General features: G+C 55.6%; 19 protein-coding genes and 1 tRNA gene. 18 read left to right on the top strand and 2 right to left on the bottom strand.

The window, feature by feature from the left end:
* The first annotated feature begins 246 nt into the window (after positions 1–246).
* The 11 genes from psbB to SynBIOSE41_RS02815 all read left to right on the top strand — a co-directional run bounded on the left by psbB (position 247) and on the right by SynBIOSE41_RS02815 (position 8,715).
* Entirely contained in the window at positions 247–1,806 is a 1,560-nt protein-coding gene (gene psbB / locus SynBIOSE41_RS02865) for a photosystem II chlorophyll-binding protein CP47 (RefSeq protein ID WP_186539535.1), read from the top strand.
* Positions 1,807–1,827: 21 nt separating this feature from the next.
* Positions 1,828–1,923 carry a photosystem II reaction center protein T gene (locus tag SynBIOSE41_RS02860; protein ID WP_006042122.1) on the top strand — a complete coding sequence of 32 codons (96 nt, stop codon included), beginning with the start codon at positions 1,828–1,830 and terminating at the stop codon, positions 1,921–1,923.
* A 117-nt stretch (positions 1,924–2,040) separates the two neighbouring features.
* On the top strand, positions 2,041–2,517 hold the full coding sequence (nrdR, locus tag SynBIOSE41_RS02855) for a transcriptional regulator NrdR (RefSeq protein WP_067095529.1): 477 nt from the start codon (positions 2,041–2,043) through the stop codon (positions 2,515–2,517).
* A gap of 101 nt (positions 2,518–2,618) precedes the next feature.
* Positions 2,619–3,725: a 30S ribosomal protein S1 gene (locus SynBIOSE41_RS02850; protein WP_186539534.1), complete on the top strand. Its 1,107-nt coding sequence runs from the start codon at positions 2,619–2,621 to the stop codon at positions 3,723–3,725.
* Positions 3,726–3,738: 13 nt separating this feature from the next.
* The gene (locus tag SynBIOSE41_RS02845; protein WP_186539533.1) at positions 3,739–4,536 is read left to right on the top strand and encodes an HAD family hydrolase; all 798 of its coding nucleotides are present in this window, start codon (positions 3,739–3,741) and stop codon (positions 4,534–4,536) included.
* Between the two features lie 40 nt (positions 4,537–4,576).
* A complete protein-coding gene (metK, locus tag SynBIOSE41_RS02840) occupies positions 4,577–5,803 on the top strand; it encodes a methionine adenosyltransferase (RefSeq protein WP_186539532.1) in 1,227 nt (408 codons plus the stop codon).
* A 7-nt stretch (positions 5,804–5,810) separates the two neighbouring features.
* Positions 5,811–7,097, top strand: coding sequence for an FGGY-family carbohydrate kinase (locus tag SynBIOSE41_RS02835; RefSeq protein ID WP_370594172.1), 1,287 nt, complete (start codon positions 5,811–5,813; stop codon positions 7,095–7,097).
* Between the two features lie 148 nt (positions 7,098–7,245).
* Positions 7,246–7,533, top strand: a complete 288-nt coding sequence (locus SynBIOSE41_RS02830; protein WP_186539531.1) for a DUF2470 domain-containing protein — start codon at positions 7,246–7,248, stop codon at positions 7,531–7,533.
* Positions 7,534–7,554: 21 nt separating this feature from the next.
* On the top strand, positions 7,555–8,226 hold the full coding sequence (locus SynBIOSE41_RS02825) for a ComF family protein (protein WP_186539530.1): 672 nt from the start codon (positions 7,555–7,557) through the stop codon (positions 8,224–8,226).
* A gap of 25 nt (positions 8,227–8,251) precedes the next feature.
* Positions 8,252–8,324: transfer RNA gene (locus SynBIOSE41_RS02820), tRNA-Phe, on the top strand.
* Positions 8,325–8,481: 157 nt separating this feature from the next.
* Entirely contained in the window at positions 8,482–8,715 is a 234-nt protein-coding gene (locus SynBIOSE41_RS02815) for a hypothetical protein (RefSeq protein ID WP_186539529.1), read from the top strand.
* Between the two features lie 195 nt (positions 8,716–8,910).
* Here the strand turns inward: SynBIOSE41_RS02815 and SynBIOSE41_RS02810 are convergent, their stop codons facing one another.
* Entirely contained in the window at positions 8,911–9,612 is a 702-nt protein-coding gene (locus SynBIOSE41_RS02810) for a hypothetical protein (RefSeq protein ID WP_186539528.1), read from the bottom strand.
* A 213-nt stretch (positions 9,613–9,825) separates the two neighbouring features.
* Between SynBIOSE41_RS02810 and SynBIOSE41_RS02805 the strand changes: the two genes are divergently transcribed.
* Positions 9,826–10,059 (top strand): hypothetical protein, encoded by a 234-nt coding sequence (locus tag SynBIOSE41_RS02805; protein ID WP_186539527.1) that lies wholly within the window; start codon positions 9,826–9,828, stop codon positions 10,057–10,059.
* Positions 10,060–10,092: 33 nt separating this feature from the next.
* On the opposite strand, the gene SynBIOSE41_RS02800 is transcribed toward SynBIOSE41_RS02805, so the two are convergent.
* The gene (locus tag SynBIOSE41_RS02800) at positions 10,093–10,557 is read right to left on the bottom strand and encodes a hypothetical protein (RefSeq protein WP_186539526.1); all 465 of its coding nucleotides are present in this window, start codon (positions 10,555–10,557) and stop codon (positions 10,093–10,095) included.
* Between the two features lie 170 nt (positions 10,558–10,727).
* Here SynBIOSE41_RS02800 and SynBIOSE41_RS02795 point away from each other — a divergent pair, with 170 nt between their 5' ends.
* From SynBIOSE41_RS02795 to SynBIOSE41_RS02770, 6 genes are all read left to right on the top strand, one after another.
* Positions 10,728–11,174, top strand: a complete 447-nt coding sequence (locus tag SynBIOSE41_RS02795) for a hypothetical protein (RefSeq protein ID WP_066904241.1) — start codon at positions 10,728–10,730, stop codon at positions 11,172–11,174.
* Positions 11,171–11,773: a phycobilisome polypeptide gene (locus SynBIOSE41_RS02790; RefSeq protein ID WP_186539525.1), complete on the top strand. Its 603-nt coding sequence runs from the start codon at positions 11,171–11,173 to the stop codon at positions 11,771–11,773. The genes SynBIOSE41_RS02795 and SynBIOSE41_RS02790 overlap by 4 nt, the downstream gene beginning before the upstream one ends.
* A gap of 50 nt (positions 11,774–11,823) precedes the next feature.
* Positions 11,824–12,546 carry a phycobilisome rod-core linker polypeptide gene (locus SynBIOSE41_RS02785; RefSeq protein WP_186539524.1) on the top strand — a complete coding sequence of 241 codons (723 nt, stop codon included), beginning with the start codon at positions 11,824–11,826 and terminating at the stop codon, positions 12,544–12,546.
* Between the two features lie 311 nt (positions 12,547–12,857).
* The gene (locus SynBIOSE41_RS02780) at positions 12,858–13,760 is read left to right on the top strand and encodes a phycobilisome rod-core linker polypeptide (protein WP_186539523.1); all 903 of its coding nucleotides are present in this window, start codon (positions 12,858–12,860) and stop codon (positions 13,758–13,760) included.
* Positions 13,761–14,055: 295 nt separating this feature from the next.
* Positions 14,056–14,757: a pentapeptide repeat-containing protein gene (locus SynBIOSE41_RS02775; protein WP_186540717.1), complete on the top strand. Its 702-nt coding sequence runs from the start codon at positions 14,056–14,058 to the stop codon at positions 14,755–14,757.
* Between the two features lie 142 nt (positions 14,758–14,899).
* Positions 14,900–15,784, top strand: a complete 885-nt coding sequence (locus SynBIOSE41_RS02770) for a phycobilisome linker polypeptide (protein ID WP_186539522.1) — start codon at positions 14,900–14,902, stop codon at positions 15,782–15,784.
* The last annotated feature ends 29 nt before the right edge of the window (positions 15,785–15,813 follow it).

Raw genomic sequence — 15,813 nt, 5'->3', positions numbered from 1 at the left:
GAAGGGCGCTGCGACACGCCGGGGCACAGACACTACGAGCCTCAGGTTGAGTTTTGTAACCCCCCGCGAGAGATTGCTGCGAAGACAAGCAAACCCAGGAATCCGGCGGGCACGAGAACTTCGATGTAATAAGAGCCCGTCAATTCGCATTTCAGCTCACGACAGCCTGGCGCATACATCGAAGTGAACGACCTACGATCGAAAAGTCTGACTGCATTGGCAGCTACGTTCCCCCGAACCTGACTCATGGGATTGCCCTGGTATCGGGTGCACACCGTCGTCATTAACGACCCAGGCCGCCTTCTGGCCGTGCACCTCATGCACACTGCCCTCGTCGCCGGCTGGGCCGGCTCGATGGCTCTTTATGAACTCGCCATCTTCGACCCCTCCGATCCAGTCCTGAACCCGATGTGGCGTCAGGGCATGTTCGTGATGCCCTTCATGGCCCGCTTGGGCGTGACGGACAGCTGGGGAGGCTGGAGCATTACGGGAGCCTCAGGCGTAGATCCTGGCTTCTGGAGCTTCGAAGGTGTCGCCGCTGCACACATAGTTTTCAGTGGCTTGCTCATGCTCGCCGCTATTTGGCACTGGACATTCTGGGATCTCGAGATCTGGCAAGACCCCCGCACAGGGGAGCCAGCGCTCGACCTCCCCAAAATTTTTGGCATCCACCTGCTCCTGGCAGGTCTCGGCTGCTTTGGATTCGGAGCTTTTCACCTCACAGGAGTCTTTGGCCCAGGAATGTGGGTCACTGATGCTTACGGGATCACCGGTCACTTAGAGCCTGTACAACCGTCTTGGGGTCCTGAAGGTTTCAACCCTTTCAACCCAGGTGGAATTGTTGCCCACCACATTGCTGCTGGAATCGTCGGCATCATTGCAGGAATTTTCCACATCACAACACGTCCACCTGAACGCCTCTACAAGGCCTTGCGGATGGGCAACATCGAAACAGTTTTGGCCAGTGCCATCGCTGCTGTGTTCTTCGCAGCATTCATCGTTGCAGGAACGATGTGGTACGGAGCTGCTGCAACTCCGATTGAGCTGTTCGGCCCCACTCGTTATCAGTGGGACCAGAGCTACTTCAAGACCGAGATCAACCGTCGCGTTCAGACCGCGATGGATCAAGGTCAATCAGAATCTGAGGCCTATGCTTCGATTCCAGAAAAACTTGCCTTCTACGACTACGTCGGCAATAGTCCGGCCAAGGGTGGACTATTCCGAGTTGGCCCCATGGTCAACGGAGATGGCTTAGCCACTGGATGGTTGGGGCACATTGCTTTCACAGATAAAGACGGACGTGAACTGCAGGTCCGTCGCCTGCCGAACTTTTTCGAGAACTTCCCTGTGATTCTTGAAGACACTGATGGAGTTGTCCGGGCTGACATTCCCTTCCGTCGAGCTGAAGCGAAGTACTCCTTCGAACAGCAAGGCGTCACGGCATCAGTGTTTGGTGGAGCACTTGACGGTCAAACCTTCACTGACCCTGCTGACGTGAAACGACTGGCCCGCAAATCACAGTTAGGAGAAGCGTTCGAATTCGATCGCGAGACCTACAACTCCGACGGCACCTTCCGCAGCTCACCGCGTGGTTGGTTCACCTTCGGTCACGCGGTATTCGCTCTGCTCTTCTTCTTCGGCCACATCTGGCACGGAGCCCGTACGCTGTATCGCGATGTGTTCGCCGGAATTGATCCCGACCTCGGCGAACAGGTGGAATTTGGTCTCTTCCAAAAACTGGGAGACCGTTCTACTCGCCGACTGCCAGAGGGCTACGTTCCCCCTGCAGGCACACCGCTCAGCTGATCAGCCCTTTGGAGATAACCGATGGAAAGCTTCGCTTACATCCTCATCCTCACTCTCGCGATTGCAACTCTGTTCTTCGCGATCGCATTCCGCGATCCTCCGAAGATCGGCAAGTGATCTTCTCAGCCCCGCATTGAGCGGGGCTTTTTTTATGTCTAAAACGTGAATTCGCGCCATAGATGTCATGGGTGGACGCGAGCCTTACAATTCATACATCTACGTAATTGTTAGGGCGTGCAGTGCCCCTCCTGCCAGAACACCGATAGCCGGGTGCTCGAATCAAGAGCCGCCGACGGAGGTAGAAGCGTGCGTCGGCGACGGGAATGCCTCAATTGCGAATTTCGTTTCACCACCTACGAACGGGTTGAAACCGTTCCGATCACAGTGATCAAGCGAAATGGCAATCGTGAAACTTTCAGTCGCAGCAAATTGCTTCATGGCTTGAGTCGTGCCTGCGAGAAGACTGGGATTCCTCCAGAACGCCTTGAAACCATGGTTGAAGAGCTGGAACTCAGTCTTCAACAACGCAGCGGCCGTGAAGTCTCCAGCAGTGACATCGGTGAACTGGTGCTCGAAAAGTTGAAAAGTCTCAGCGAAGTCGCCTATATCCGTTTTGCATCCGTTTATCGCCAGTTCAGCGGTGTGAGTGATTTTGTAGCCACCCTGGAAGGCATCAATGCAACCAAGGCGGAGCTCACAGCCGCGATCTGAGCTTGATCGTCGATCTGTAGAATCTGCAATTGCCTGATCCAGGTCGGCGGGCCTGTTTCAGATCCCATCGCTCTGTCCCAGAGGCAGACCGCCAACGTTCCATGACTGTCACTCCCACAGATCCTTCCCAGGAATCTGCAGTGGACACCGCAGAAGCGGTCGCATCCGAAACCGAAGCAGTGGCTGAAGGGTCAGCTGATCAAGCCGACTTCGGTACCGATGAAGACCTCGGCATTCCCGAAGACATCCCCACTGCTGACGATCCCAGCAGCCGGGCGACCAGCCGGGACATGGACAGTGCTGGATTCACCCTGGATGAATTCGCGGCGTTACTGAGTAAGTACGACTACAACTTCAAGCCCGGAGACATCGTTAACGGCACGGTTTTCGCCCTGGAATCCAAGGGCGCCATGATCGATATCGGAGCAAAAACCGCTGCATTCATGCCTCTTCAGGAGGTGTCGATCAATCGCGTTGAAGGACTCAGCGATGTACTGCAACCCGGTGAAATCCGGGAGTTCTTCATCATGAGCGAGGAGAACGAAGACGGACAGCTCTCCCTCTCCATTCGACGGATCGAATATCAGCGAGCCTGGGAACGTGTTCGCCAGTTGCAGAAGGAAGACGCCACCATCTACTCAGAGGTGTTTGCCACCAACAGAGGTGGCGCCCTGGTGAGGGTGGAAGGACTGCGTGGATTCATCCCCGGATCCCACATCAGTACACGTAAACCCAAGGAAGAACTTGTTGCCGACTTCCTCCCCCTCAAGTTCCTTGAGGTTGACGAAGAGCGCAATCGTCTGGTGCTGAGTCACAGGCGCGCTTTGGTCGAACGCAAGATGAACCGCCTCGAAGTAGGTGAGGTTGTGGTGGGCACCGTGCGCGGAATCAAGCCCTACGGCGCCTTCATCGACATCGGCGGTGTTAGCGGTCTGCTGCACATCTCTGAGATCAGTCACGAGCACATCGAAACGCCACACTCGGTGCTCAACGTGAATGATCAGATGAAAGTGATGATCATCGATCTCGACGCAGAGCGAGGCCGAATCTCACTCTCCACCAAGGCGCTTGAGCCAGAGCCTGGTGACATGCTCACAGATCCGCAGAAGGTGTTTGACAAGGCTGAAGAAATGGCAGCTCGCTACAAGCAGATGTTGCTTGAGCAAGCCGAGGAAGGCGAAGAGCCCCTGGGTTCAATGATGATTTGAGGGATCCGAGCCAATGGCTCACCTCAAACTCAAGGACTGTGAGCTCGGTTCAGTTCAGGGGGTGCTGTTCGATAAGGACGGCACCCTTTCCCATAGCGAGCCGCGTTTAATCGAACTGGCTGACGCCAGACTTGATGAAGCAGGTCGCAGATTTAGATCGCGAGGTGCCTCAGCTAGAGAGCTCCGGGAGCTGAGCGATCTGCTTGCGAGAACCTACGGACGCTGCAGTGCAGGAGTCATCCCTGACGGCACACTGGCGGTAGCGTCGCGACATCACAACCTGCTGAGCACCGCAACGGTGTTCTGTCAGATGAATCTGAACTGGCCTCAATCATTGGTCCTGGCTCAGGAGGTGTTTGATCATGTGGATCAGCACAAACAAGCACTGCATCCAGGTGGGCACCCAATTGGCTTGTTGCCAGATGCAGCAAGACTTCTTAGAGAGCTGGCCGCTGCTGGAATCACTTGTGCCGTGATCAGCAATGACACCACAAAGGGCATTGAGAACTTTCTCCACCAGCACCAACTCAACGACTGCATCAGCGGGCTGTGGAGTGCCGATCACCATCCAGCCAAACCAGACCCAAGAGCTGTTCAGGGACTGTGCTCACAACTGGGGCTAAGAGTGGAGAAATGCGCCCTGATCGGAGATGCCGACACCGATCTGTTGATGGCACGACAGGCAGGGATTGCACTGACCATCGGCTATGTGGCCGGATGGCATCGCCAGCCAACGCTCACCGCCCATGAACATCTGATCAGTCACTGGAGCGAACTGACCGCAACGTCAGACGCATTATCAAAGGCCTAAAGAGTCGACCTCGTAAAGTCGCCGGCAATTACCGATGGTTATGAGTCGATACGTTTTTACCTCCGAGTCCGTTACGGAGGGGCATCCCGACAAGATCTGCGATCAAGTCAGTGATGCTGTACTCGACGCCCTTCTGGCGCAGGATCCCACCAGCCGTGTGGCCTGCGAAACAGTTGTAAACACTGGCCTTTGCATGATCACAGGCGAAGTGACATCCAAAGCGCAAGTGGACTTTATCCACCTTGTTCGCAACGTGATCAAGGAGATCGGCTACAGCGGAGCCCGCGCCGGTGGCTTTGATGCCAACAGCTGTGCTGTCTTGGTCGCCCTCGACCAGCAGTCGCCCGACATTGCTCAGGGTGTAAATGAAGCCGATGACCACGCTGGCGATCCGCTGGATTTGGTTGGCGCTGGCGATCAGGGGATCATGTTCGGCTATGCGTGCAACGAGACACCCGAGCTGATGCCTTTGCCCATCAGCCTGGCCCACCGGCTGGCAAGAAGGCTGGCGGAAGTGCGTCACAACGGCACCCTGGACTACCTCTTGCCCGACGGAAAAACGCAGGTGAGTGTGGTTTATGAGAATGACAAACCGGTTGCGATCGACACGATCCTGATCTCGACCCAGCACACGGCTGAGGTGGGAGGCATGGGTGACGAGCAGGGCATCCGTGAGCGAATCACGGAGGACCTCTGGACCCACGTGGTGGAGCCGGCAACAGCCGATCTGGTCCTGAAACCAAGCCGCGATGCGACCAAATATCTCGTCAACCCAACCGGAAAGTTTGTTGTCGGTGGCCCCCAGGGTGATGCCGGGCTGACCGGTCGCAAAATCATTGTGGATACCTACGGGGGTTATGCCCGTCATGGGGGCGGCGCCTTCTCAGGCAAGGACCCCACCAAAGTGGACCGCTCAGCGGCCTATGCAGCCCGTTACGTGGCGAAAAGTCTTGTAGCAGCTGGTCTGGCGGAAAGGGCCGAAGTGCAGCTGAGCTATGCGATCGGCGTTGCCAAGCCGGTGTCAATTTTGGTTGAATCCTTCGGAACAAGTCAGTTCGCCAACGACGCGCTGACAGGTCTGGTTCAGGAGCACTTTGACCTGCGCCCCGGAGCCATCATCGAAAGTTTTGGACTGCGCAACCTGCCTCAGCAACGTGGGGGACGCTTCTACCAGGACACTGCTGCCTACGGGCACTTCGGCCGCAATGACCTGAAAGCGCCCTGGGAGAACGTTGACGCCAAGGCGGCAGAACTCCGCAACGCCTGATCGGTTGATGCACGATTCACTGGCGCTCGGCATTGATCTGGGCACCAGTGGAGTGCGGGTTGCGGTTCTTAATCAACAGCGCGATCTGCTCTACACGGATTCCAACGGCTACGACCGAGGCCTGGCGGATCCAGATGATTGGCTGACAAGCTGCACCCAGCTGATCAATGCCATTCCAAACGAGCTGCGCAGCCAGCTCAAGGCTGTGGCTGTCGATGGAACCTCAGGGACGTTGGTTGCCTGCGATCCAGATGGCACCCCCCTCGGAAAGGCTTTGCCCTACAACGTTGCCTGTCCGGAACAGCTGGAGCAGGTGCGTGAGCTGGTGCAAGCAGGCCAGCCGGCGGCGAGCGCCAGTGGCAGCTTGGCCCGCGCTCTGAGGCTCTTGGAGCAACACTCGCCACCGCTGATCCTTCGTCACCAGGCTGACTGGATCAGCGGCTGGCTGGTCGGGGACTGGAGGTTTGGAGAAGAGGGCAACAACCTTCGCCTGGGCTGGTCGCTCAGCGATCAACGATGGCCTCATGCTTTTGAGCATCAGGCCTGGCGCGAAGCACTGCCGGAGATCCGACCGAGCGGCTCAAGGCTCGGAATCATGAACACTGCCCGAGCCAAACAGCTGGGGCTATCGGAGGACATACTCGTGATCGCAGGCACAACCGATGCCAATGCAGCAGTGCTTACGGCCGATGCCGCCGACGATGAAGGCATCACCGTGCTGGGAAGCACTCTTGTGCTCAAACGCTTCACCAGCATCCCTTTACGAGATGGTGCAGGGACGTCCACCCACCGCGTGGGCGGTCGCTGGCTTGCAGGGGGAGCCTCCAACAGCGGTGGTGCAGTGCTGCGCAAGTGCTTTCCAGGAATCGACCTCGACGAACTGAGCCGTCAAATCGACCCTGATCAACAGAGTGGGCTGAAGCTGCTGCCCCTGATCGGTCGAGGAGAGCGTTTTCCCGTGGATGATCCCGATCTTGTACCAATCCTGACTCCACGACCGGTGAGTGATGCGCTGTATCTGCATGGTCTATTGGAAGGCCTTAGCCAGATTGAACGCCAGGGCTGGACCAAGCTCACTGAACTCGGAGCACCCGCGCCCAAACGTCTGGTGACCCTGGGAGGGGGCGCCAGAAACCCCCAATGGCGACGGATGCGGCAACGATTACTCGGTATTCCGATCCGTAGTTGTTACAGCCCTCCTGCTGCAGGGGTTGCGCGGCTCGCACTCACCGCTCTGCAACAACAAGATGATCAAATCACCTGTTCCAGGCGAGAATCGGTTGAGCTTCCATGAGCCTTTGGCAAACAGACTCCGCGACGCTCTTGCCATCGGGCTGTTCATCGTGTTGGCCGGATTCGTCGGGTACAGCGGTCTACGACTAGCCCTGCTGCTCTGGCAACGCTTTAGCTGATTTCGTTCATCCACTCCCTGCATCTTTCCCATGGCCGCCGAACCGCTTACTCCAGCCATCAGCGAACGCATCTGTCGTCATATGAATGACGACCACAGTGATGCTGTGCTCCGCTACGCCCACCACTACGGAGGCCTGACATCGGCAACGGAAGCCTCAATGACAGGAGTGACCGCAGAAGCCATGACCCTTGAGGTGAATAGCAAGACCATCAGCATTCCCTTCGACCACATGCTCACCGACAGCGAGGATGCACACCGCACTCTCGTGGCCATGTTGAAAGCCATGCCTGCCGGGGCTGACAAAGGGGAATCCTGAAGTCAATCGCAGATCGTTGCCTTGCTGACCTGCATCAAGACCTGTCTTGGGCAGCTACTGATCGAACCCAGTTGCGCAATCTGCAAGCGACAGCTCATCTCAGAAGCTGATCAGTCAGGCCTCTGCCAGACCTGCCAACAACGCCTGGGGCTTGCTGAATCTGGGGTGAAGGGCAACAGCCCCCTGCCCTGGCGCGCAGTCTCTTGGTACAGCGGTGCCATGCGCCAGTTGATTCTGTCGTTGCGCAGGACTCACGATCTTGGCTCTCTGCAGGCGATTTGCACGAGTCTTCAGTGCGATCTACCACAAAACAGTCTGCTGATACCGATCCCTGGCTGGAAGGCGAAGAGCCGATCGAATCCGCTTCCGGAACTGATCTGCCGCTGCCTGGAACGACCAACACTTCAGCTGCTGCAGCGTTGTCGCCCCACAGTGGGTCAGCACTTGCTCAATCGTCGGCAGAGAGTGAGCAACCAGTCCGGCAGCTTCACCCTGAAGCAAACTTCGACCCAATCGACAAGTCATCCCTGGACGTGCCTGCCCAGACAGCAGCAGGTCTGGCTTGTGGATGACATCGTGACAACAGGTGCAACCGTTATGGCCGCGCACCAGGTTCTTCAGGCCTACGGAACCTCCATCCAAGGGGTGCTCTGCCTGGCCAGAACACCCTGGGAGTTCCACCCTGTGATTTAGGATTCACAAGTCGCGCAGACAACGCGCCGGGATAGCTCAGTTGGTAGAGCAGGCGACTGAAAATCGCCGTGTCCCCAGTTCAAATCTGGGTCCTGGCACCTTTCTTAAGCGCCCAAAGAGCACTGAATGGTCCCCGTAATGGAACGATTCGGTGCTTTTTAGTTCGCGAATTCCTGGAGGCCATGCGCCGCACCTGCAAAGGTGCAGCCATGACTCAACGGACCTAGAACGCCCCGAATGAATACAAAAAACGGGATGGCTTTCCGGACCATCCCGCTCCCCCTGTTCGCGTTTTCCGCAGCCTGCGCAACCCCCTTCATCTGGACGTACTTATTTTTGTGTATCGCATCGATACACAAAGTCGTCAAAAGCACAATTCAGGTCATCGGTTTGGCCAGGTACAAAGTCGAAGCTTCAGCCTCCACTGCAGAGCCGAACTGCTCCGGCATTGGTCATACCATCGGCGAAGGCCTCTTCGGCTTCTTCTGACTGGGAGTGCTGGAGGTGGAGTTCTCTCCGGTCATGGGTAGGACATCGCTACAAGACAACACCCAGAAACTCATCAAGGGAGAGGGATGCCTGCTACTCACCAGCACAAGCCTTCTTGAACCGGTGTTAGCGCACATCTCTAACCCTTCTGCCACTGGCCGACGAAGGGAATGAATACTTTTCAAGAGTGCCGCTTTACTTGACTTGCTTCCTGATCACAGGGAACTGCGGACAATTCAGAGCAGGAAAATCTGATTTCGCCTCCCTAAAGAGATTACGGATCAGGGTTTTGTATTGGCGCCTGGTGTCGTCCACAGAGATTCCCTTCACTTCACAGTATTTGCGAATGATGAGGAAAAACTCCAGGAAATCGTTGCTGGAAATTCGCTCAATCCTTTTAGTGGTCGCCCAGGGCTGGAGACCAAGACCTGTGGGCCCATTCCACAGGTGCCGCTTGTCACTCAACCAGCGATTGCGATTGTTCCTTGGTTGCTGCTCTTCATGGGCATACCACCGTTCCCAATACACGGAAAGTGCCTGGCCTTGCTCACGCTGCTGCTGTTCCAGCTGCTGATGAAGGCTTCGCCACCGCTCCTGTGACGCAGCCACAGCAATGATTGCGGCCTCCCAGGGGTCAGTGGTTCCACAGGTCCCCTCGATCGACAGACGCTTGCCTTGTCCTCGGTTGGTTCTTCCCGCAAAGGGACGCGGATCATCGGCCTTGTCTGGAAGAAAACGCCATTGAAGATTCTTGGTCTTCCTGCTTTTGGCGCTTGGTTTCTGGCGGAAGACAGACAGTGATGGGTGAACGATCGCCCCTGGCCATCCCAGGTCTCTCAGCACATTCAGGCTGTGCAGAGTTCCGTCGATCCAGTTCTGGGGAAGAGAGCGAGACATAGAGTTCCCTCACCAACGCCAACGATCAGGAGGGCGAAGGACGTACCGCCAAACCGAACCAAACGTAAGGACGCGGTATGGGAACAGCAAGACAAGCCTTTGCTGAAAGGCGTTGTCTTGATTACTGCTGAACCAAGCTGAGTGTTTTAACGGGTCAATAGTCGCATCACCCACAGCTCAAATCCTGGTCCTGGCACTTCGCAGAACCGCTCATTGATTCCAATCCCGGTTAACGACGATCGACAGTTCAACAACGCTGACGGATTCGCCATGGTGTTCGATCCCGTCTGGAAGGAATGTCTCAGGCGCGGCGAACTTGAGAACAAATCAATCGATGAAAAAATCGAAACAGTGATCGACCATTTGAACGATCATCCGTTTGTGCAGTCAGAGCCAAAACAGGCACGCCAGGTTGCTCAGTTCAGGGTCCGCCTGCTTGAGCTGTAAGCAGCCGAATCGGACCTGGCCCCCACCCAATGATCAGGCACTCAGGAGATCAATCTGATCATTTTCGTCCTGATCCTTGACCTCCTCTTGTGAAGGCTCAAGTTGCGGGTCATCCACGTAGACCGTCTCATTCAGCGACGTCTCAAGCTCAGCCTCAATGTCCTCCAGATCGTCAGGATCAGAGACCTCTTCATCCCGGCAGGCTGGGGCCATCTCTTCGGATGTTGGCGTCACGAGTTTGACGACCTGACCGGGGGCCTCTTCGCCCAGCAACCCCTGCAGATGTCTGAGACGGTCACCACTGTCGTCAAGCAGCTGTTGACTTGCTTCGTCTGGCACGGGGTCTGATCCATCCGACAAAGCATTCAGATGCAACTGCTCAAAACGCTCCTCCAGTGCAAGCAAACGCAGCGTGAGTGACTCAGCAATCTCGCTGACGACATGCAATTGACGACTGAGCTGCTGGACCATCAGTGCATTGGATTCAGCTGCAGCCATGGGACACGAGCGGTGGCGGCCCGATCGTATCGATCGTGCGTGGGTTGTCCAGGAGTGCCTGGCGCCAGCACAACCGGGCCTCACTCCATAGGCTTCTGGTGACATCCCTGGCGTTCGACACCGGAGATTCCGAACAGTACGGATACAGTTCCCAAGGCCGGACTTGAGCGATGGATGGATCACAGCAGGCCAACCTCATGTCGTTGATCGAGGGGGTCGGAGATCAAAACGAACAGCTCCATTCGGTCGGCGATCAGATCCTGCGGCTCAACCTGAAGCCCGAGGACCTGCAGCTCTGGCAGGACACCTTCGCAGCCATGCCAGAACCTGGAAATGTGCTGCTCGCCTGCGAAAGCGATGCCTGCCCGTTAGAGGCGACCAAACTCACCTGGGTTGTTGGTGCCGCCATCCGCAGTACGGCAGTCAGGTCCGCATCCGATGTTGGAACACTGCTGAAGAATCTGGGAGTGAGTGATCCAATCGCGGATGCCATCCCCTGTCATTGCCCGGGAGTTGGCCAGGAGATTGCATGGGCTTTCTATCTGGAACGCCACGGCTGGCTGACCGCGTGTCCGATTCTTCCCATCACTTCCAGAAACAACGCTGTTCATCCGTGAGTTCCGCCTCAGCAGAACAAATCCAAGAACTGGCACGACATTCGAAGGTGTGTGGGCTCGATGGAGATCCCAGCCTTCCGGAGCAACTGCGTGTTCTGATCCATGGAGCCGATCAGAACAAACGCTTACTGACTGACGAGGAGATTCACTTGTGCTGTGGCTGGTCAGGCCTTGAAGCCGCTCCACTGGCTGCACTTCAGCGACAGGCTTCCGATCTTGTTGACCAAGCGCGCGCGGATCTTTTGAGAGAACAGCCGCAGCTGGTGCAACCGGGCGGCCAGTTGTTTCCTCAGGAACGGGCCGAAGCCTGCTGGCGCGACTGCTTCCATTTTCTGCGGGTCAGCCTTTACGGGACTGCCTTACGCAGGACCGACGTCACCGACAGCGAGGGCATGCGATGCCTAGCGCAGCTTTACGCACTGCTCGATGTTCCAGTGCCTGCATTACTGCTGGCACTGGAGTGCCTACGTCTGCATTCAGTGACCAGTTATCGCAAACTTGGAGCAGGGGCTGATGCTGAATCACTCGGTGACGCGTTATCTCATCTCTGCATCATTATTGGCAACGAGATGAAGAGACACGACGGGGCGCAGCAGTAAGGCCGTGCAGCAGGCATAAAATGATCGGCGTTCATTGAGCATTTCTACGGATGGCGCTTCAGCTGCTCGACTACCCGCTCACAAGCCAGAACAATCGTGTCGGCGACCAGGGTGGCCTGAAGGCTGAGCTGAATCGCGCCACATTCCCAAGCCGTGAAGACCGGAACTTCCAGATCGAGCAGGCCTACCGGCAAATCTTTTTTCACGCCATGAAATGCGATCGTGACGTGAATCTGGAATCCCAGTTTCGGGATGGAAGCATCACAACCAGGGACTTCATCCGCGGCTTACTGCTGTCCAGGCGCTTTCAGGAAGGCTACGTAGCCTGCAGCACGAATTACAGACTTGTCGACCAGGTGGTCGGTCGCGTTCTAGGTCGCGAAGTACATGGGCAAAGTGAACGAATTAGCTGGTCAATTCTGATTGCAGAAAAAGGCTTCAGCAGCTTTGTCGATGCTGTGCTCGACAGCAGTGAATATCTTGATTCTTTTGGTTACGACGATGTTCCAACTCAGCGCTCCCGCGTCATTCCCGGGGCATCAACAGGAGTGATGCCGATTTACCAGCAATTCCCTCGCTACGGAAGCGACTGGAGGGATCAACAATGGGATCAAAAGCTACAGGCCAGGATTGAAATTGAAACGCTCGTCCCTGCCTACATCAAAACGCCTGAATGGGCCAAAAAGGTATGGCTTGGCCTGGCTGCTATCGGAGCCTTTGAACTGATCAGAGTCCTTCTGATTGTGGCCGGGGAAATGTACAGCACTCGCTAGCTGAAGTGCGCTGGAACCAGAAATTCATCTCAGTCAGCATTGGCCACACAGGGCGCCATCTTTCAGATGATTGCTCAGGACAACTCGAGGCCTTGGCGTCAAAAAGCTACTCAAGCGCAGAAACAGCATCACTCGATGACACCCAAATCAATGGAAAACGAGGAATTAAGAATCATTAAGCGGCCAATCGCCGATCGTTAAGAAAACCAAAAAATCGCCAGAAAACATTTTGTTGCAAGCCTCGTGGCTCTGCGGAGTTCATCTGTAAACGCGATTATTGTCTGGTCACAAATACCCCTTTGAGATCAGTAATGGTCGCCATCAAGCCGACACGTGATTTCACGAACCTGAACCGCGTCTCTTACGCCACAGGGAACTCCAAGAAAGCAATACAAAACAAGACGACCAATCTCTACCGTCAGGAGTGCGAGAAAGGCAACTTGATACCACGCAAGGGCCGGGCAGCGTCAACTCCTGAGGAATACAAAGAAAACCTATGTTCCGCCATGGGCATCGGCATCGGACCAAGAGTCCACAGCGAATGCCCTTTCAGCAGCGTGAACGACGTTTATGCAGCAAACGGAAGTGAGGCCTTAGAGAGAGCCATCGCAGCGAGTTACAAGCAGGTATTCGGAAACCTCGGGCCCATGGACAATCAACGCTGCACTGAGCTGGAATCGCAACTCAGCAACGGCGAAATCAGCGTTCGAGATTTCGTGGCCGGACTCGCCAAGTCAGACCTCTATAAAGAAAAGTATTTCCATCGTGTTTCACCGATTCGTGGCATCGAATTGAACTACAAGCATCTGCTTGGAAGGCCCCCGATCAATCAAGCCGAAGTGAGCGCAGCCATCAAGCTGGTCGCGGAGAGTGGCTTTGATGCTTTGGTCTACAAAATCACTCACTCTGGGGAGTATATGGAAGTGTTTGGAACAGACACTGTTCCCTACCCACGTGCCTGGACTTCGGCAGCTGGCGCTTATTGCTCCACATTCACAAATCTCGCCAGAGTGACTCCGGCCAACGCTGCTTCAGACACAACGATCGAGTCGCGCAGCCAACTGGTCATGGAGTTCAGCAATGCCCGTCGGATATCTGAATCGGGCCCCGGATACGATGTGAGTGGATTCGTTTACTCCAAGGCAGTCAAAGACCCCTATAGCGGAGCATTCCAACGGATGTATCAGTCTAAAAATGCAAAAACCTGGGCATGACTTAACCGTCCTAGGTGATTCAAGACTCCATCTCAACCAAGCGTGAAGATAACAGCATCGACCTCTCCAGTCGGTGCTTTTTTATGGCTTGATGAAACCAAGAAAAAGCACCAAAATCAGCGAACCATCCTGAGTCCTTTCAAGCCGAGATACCATCAAGACTTGGACAATGAGCAACAGCTTGACCGCAAGAACAATCAGGCTTTAGAGCTCCTTGATTAACTTCAGCCTGACAGCAAAGGGGTAACCTCCTTTCAGCGCCATCAAGGAGGCTCGAGCTCTGACATCTCAATTCATCGACCTTCGTACCTGGACAGCTCCCGAAACTCAAACGCCTGAAGACGCCAAAGGTCCAGCCGTGGACGCTCGTGGTTCCGACTGGAGCCATCGGGATTTAGGCCAACGTGATCTGAGCGGAGCCTTGCTTTGCCGTTGCAACCTTCGCGGCAGTGATTTAAGCCAATGCAAACTGGAAGGAGCAGATCTAAGACTGGCGATATACGACTCACAAACCAAATTTCCCGACGATTTCGATCATCAAAACTGCGGAGCTGTGGGCCCAGGAGCAAAGCTAAATGGCGCATTTCTCAATAACGCTGACTTAAGAGGAGTTGACCTGCGCAAAGCTGTCTTGATGGGCGCCTATCTCAGCGGAACCGATCTCAGCGGGGCAATTCTCGATGGCACTGCAATGGCTGGAGCAGATCTTCGACACGCAAACCTGCGTGGTGCGATGTGCAGAGGCACGCGCTTTGGAACCAGCCAGCTCGACATGGCCGATTTCAGAGGCGCAGACCTGGAATCTGCGGCCCTGGACTGCGTCGAATCCATTCGAGGGGCTGACTTCAGCCTTTGCAGGGGTCTCGACCAGCAACTGGAAGCATTGCTGAACCGTGCACCCCTTGAACTTGATCAATGGAACCCGCTCACACGCAGCTCGACACGGACAAGCCTGGAATCGCTGAAAGCTAAAAATGATTCATCAAACCAAAACTGATGCATGCTTCAAACCCCTTCCAGGAGCACAGAATTGTCATGTCACGCAATATTTAGACACACTTGATTGAGCTTTATAAAGAACGCGCTCTCGCACGGCGGATCTGACGGACGATGGGTCCGCGAATATCGCGAGAACCTTCATGCCCTTCGGTCCTGCCTCGCTTTTGGGGGTCGAGCGCTTCTCGGACGAGAGTGAAGCCCCCCTCGAACTGCTCCCTGGCGACGACGATGCCAAGAAGGAGCAGATCATCCGCAAGGTGTATCAGCAGGTGCTTGGCAACGCTTACGTCATGGAAAGCGAGCGCCAAATCATTGCTGAATCGCAGTTCAAGCTCGGTGAGATCAGCGTTCGAGAACTGGTGCGGCGCATCGCGAAGAGCGAGCTCTACCGCACACGCTTTTTCGATACCTGCGCACGGTACCGCTACATCGAGCTGGCCTTCAGACACCTTCTAGGACGGGCTCCTGAAGACTTCCAGGAAATGCGCACCCATGCTGAGCGTCTGGACAGCCAGGGGTATGAATCAGATATCGACAGTTTTCTGGATTCAGCCGATTACCAAAATGCTTTCGGTGAATGGACAGTCCCCTATCAAAGGGGTTGGAAAACCGAATGCTGCACGACCCTTCAGGAATTCACCTGGAGCTTCCAGTTATTACGTGGAAACAGCAGCAGCAGCCTGAAAGGTGATCTGGCTGGTAATCGCAGCAAACTTGGCGGCGCGGCATACCAAAACCTGCCACTTCCCGTGGTTCCGCCTTCATCCACCCAAGCGACAGGCTGGAGTTTCCGCCCCTCCACCAACTTGCAGGATGCACCCACCCGACTGGGTGCCGGTGCTGGCGAGGAGGGAGTGACCTACCGAGTGGAGGTCACTGGCTACAGCGCCAACAACGTGCGACGAATCTCTCGCTACACCCGCAGTAACCGAGTCTTCTACGTTCCCTTCGACAAGCTTTCCGAACAGTTCAAAAGGATTCACCGAGAAGGCGGAAAGATCGCAAGCATCACTCCGGTGACCTGAACGCATCAGAACAAACATTCGACCACGAC

It is taken from the genome of Synechococcus sp. BIOS-E4-1 (assembly GCF_014279995.1).
GTDB lineage: Bacteria > Cyanobacteriota > Cyanobacteriia > PCC-6307 > Cyanobiaceae > Synechococcus_C.
The sequence above is the reverse complement of the archived record's forward strand: the minus strand, read 5'-3'. Positions and strand labels throughout refer to the sequence as shown.

Bases quoted from the DNA above. Each gene is read 5' to 3' on its own strand.
- psbB (WP_186539535.1), top strand. From the start codon at position 247: ATGGGATTGCCCTGGTATCGGGTGCACACCGTCGTCATTAACGACCCA.
- SynBIOSE41_RS02860 (WP_006042122.1), top strand. From the start codon at position 1,828: ATGGAAAGCTTCGCTTACATCCTCATCCTCACTCTCGCGATTGCAACT.
- SynBIOSE41_RS02850 (WP_186539534.1), top strand. From the start codon at position 2,619: ATGACTGTCACTCCCACAGATCCTTCCCAGGAATCTGCAGTGGACACC.
- SynBIOSE41_RS02845 (WP_186539533.1), top strand. From the start codon at position 3,739: ATGGCTCACCTCAAACTCAAGGACTGTGAGCTCGGTTCAGTTCAGGGG.
- metK (WP_186539532.1), top strand. From the start codon at position 4,577: ATGAGTCGATACGTTTTTACCTCCGAGTCCGTTACGGAGGGGCATCCC.
- SynBIOSE41_RS02835 (WP_370594172.1), top strand. From the start codon at position 5,811: ATGCACGATTCACTGGCGCTCGGCATTGATCTGGGCACCAGTGGAGTG.
- SynBIOSE41_RS02830 (WP_186539531.1), top strand. From the start codon at position 7,246: ATGGCCGCCGAACCGCTTACTCCAGCCATCAGCGAACGCATCTGTCGT.
- SynBIOSE41_RS02815 (WP_186539529.1), top strand. From the start codon at position 8,482: ATGGCTTTCCGGACCATCCCGCTCCCCCTGTTCGCGTTTTCCGCAGCC.
- SynBIOSE41_RS02810 (WP_186539528.1), bottom strand. From the start codon at position 9,612: ATGTCTCGCTCTCTTCCCCAGAACTGGATCGACGGAACTCTGCACAGC.
- SynBIOSE41_RS02800 (WP_186539526.1), bottom strand. From the start codon at position 10,557: ATGGCTGCAGCTGAATCCAATGCACTGATGGTCCAGCAGCTCAGTCGT.
- SynBIOSE41_RS02795 (WP_066904241.1), top strand. From the start codon at position 10,728: ATGGATGGATCACAGCAGGCCAACCTCATGTCGTTGATCGAGGGGGTC.
- SynBIOSE41_RS02785 (WP_186539524.1), top strand. From the start codon at position 11,824: ATGGCGCTTCAGCTGCTCGACTACCCGCTCACAAGCCAGAACAATCGT.
- SynBIOSE41_RS02780 (WP_186539523.1), top strand. From the start codon at position 12,858: ATGGTCGCCATCAAGCCGACACGTGATTTCACGAACCTGAACCGCGTC.
- SynBIOSE41_RS02770 (WP_186539522.1), top strand. From the start codon at position 14,900: ATGCCCTTCGGTCCTGCCTCGCTTTTGGGGGTCGAGCGCTTCTCGGAC.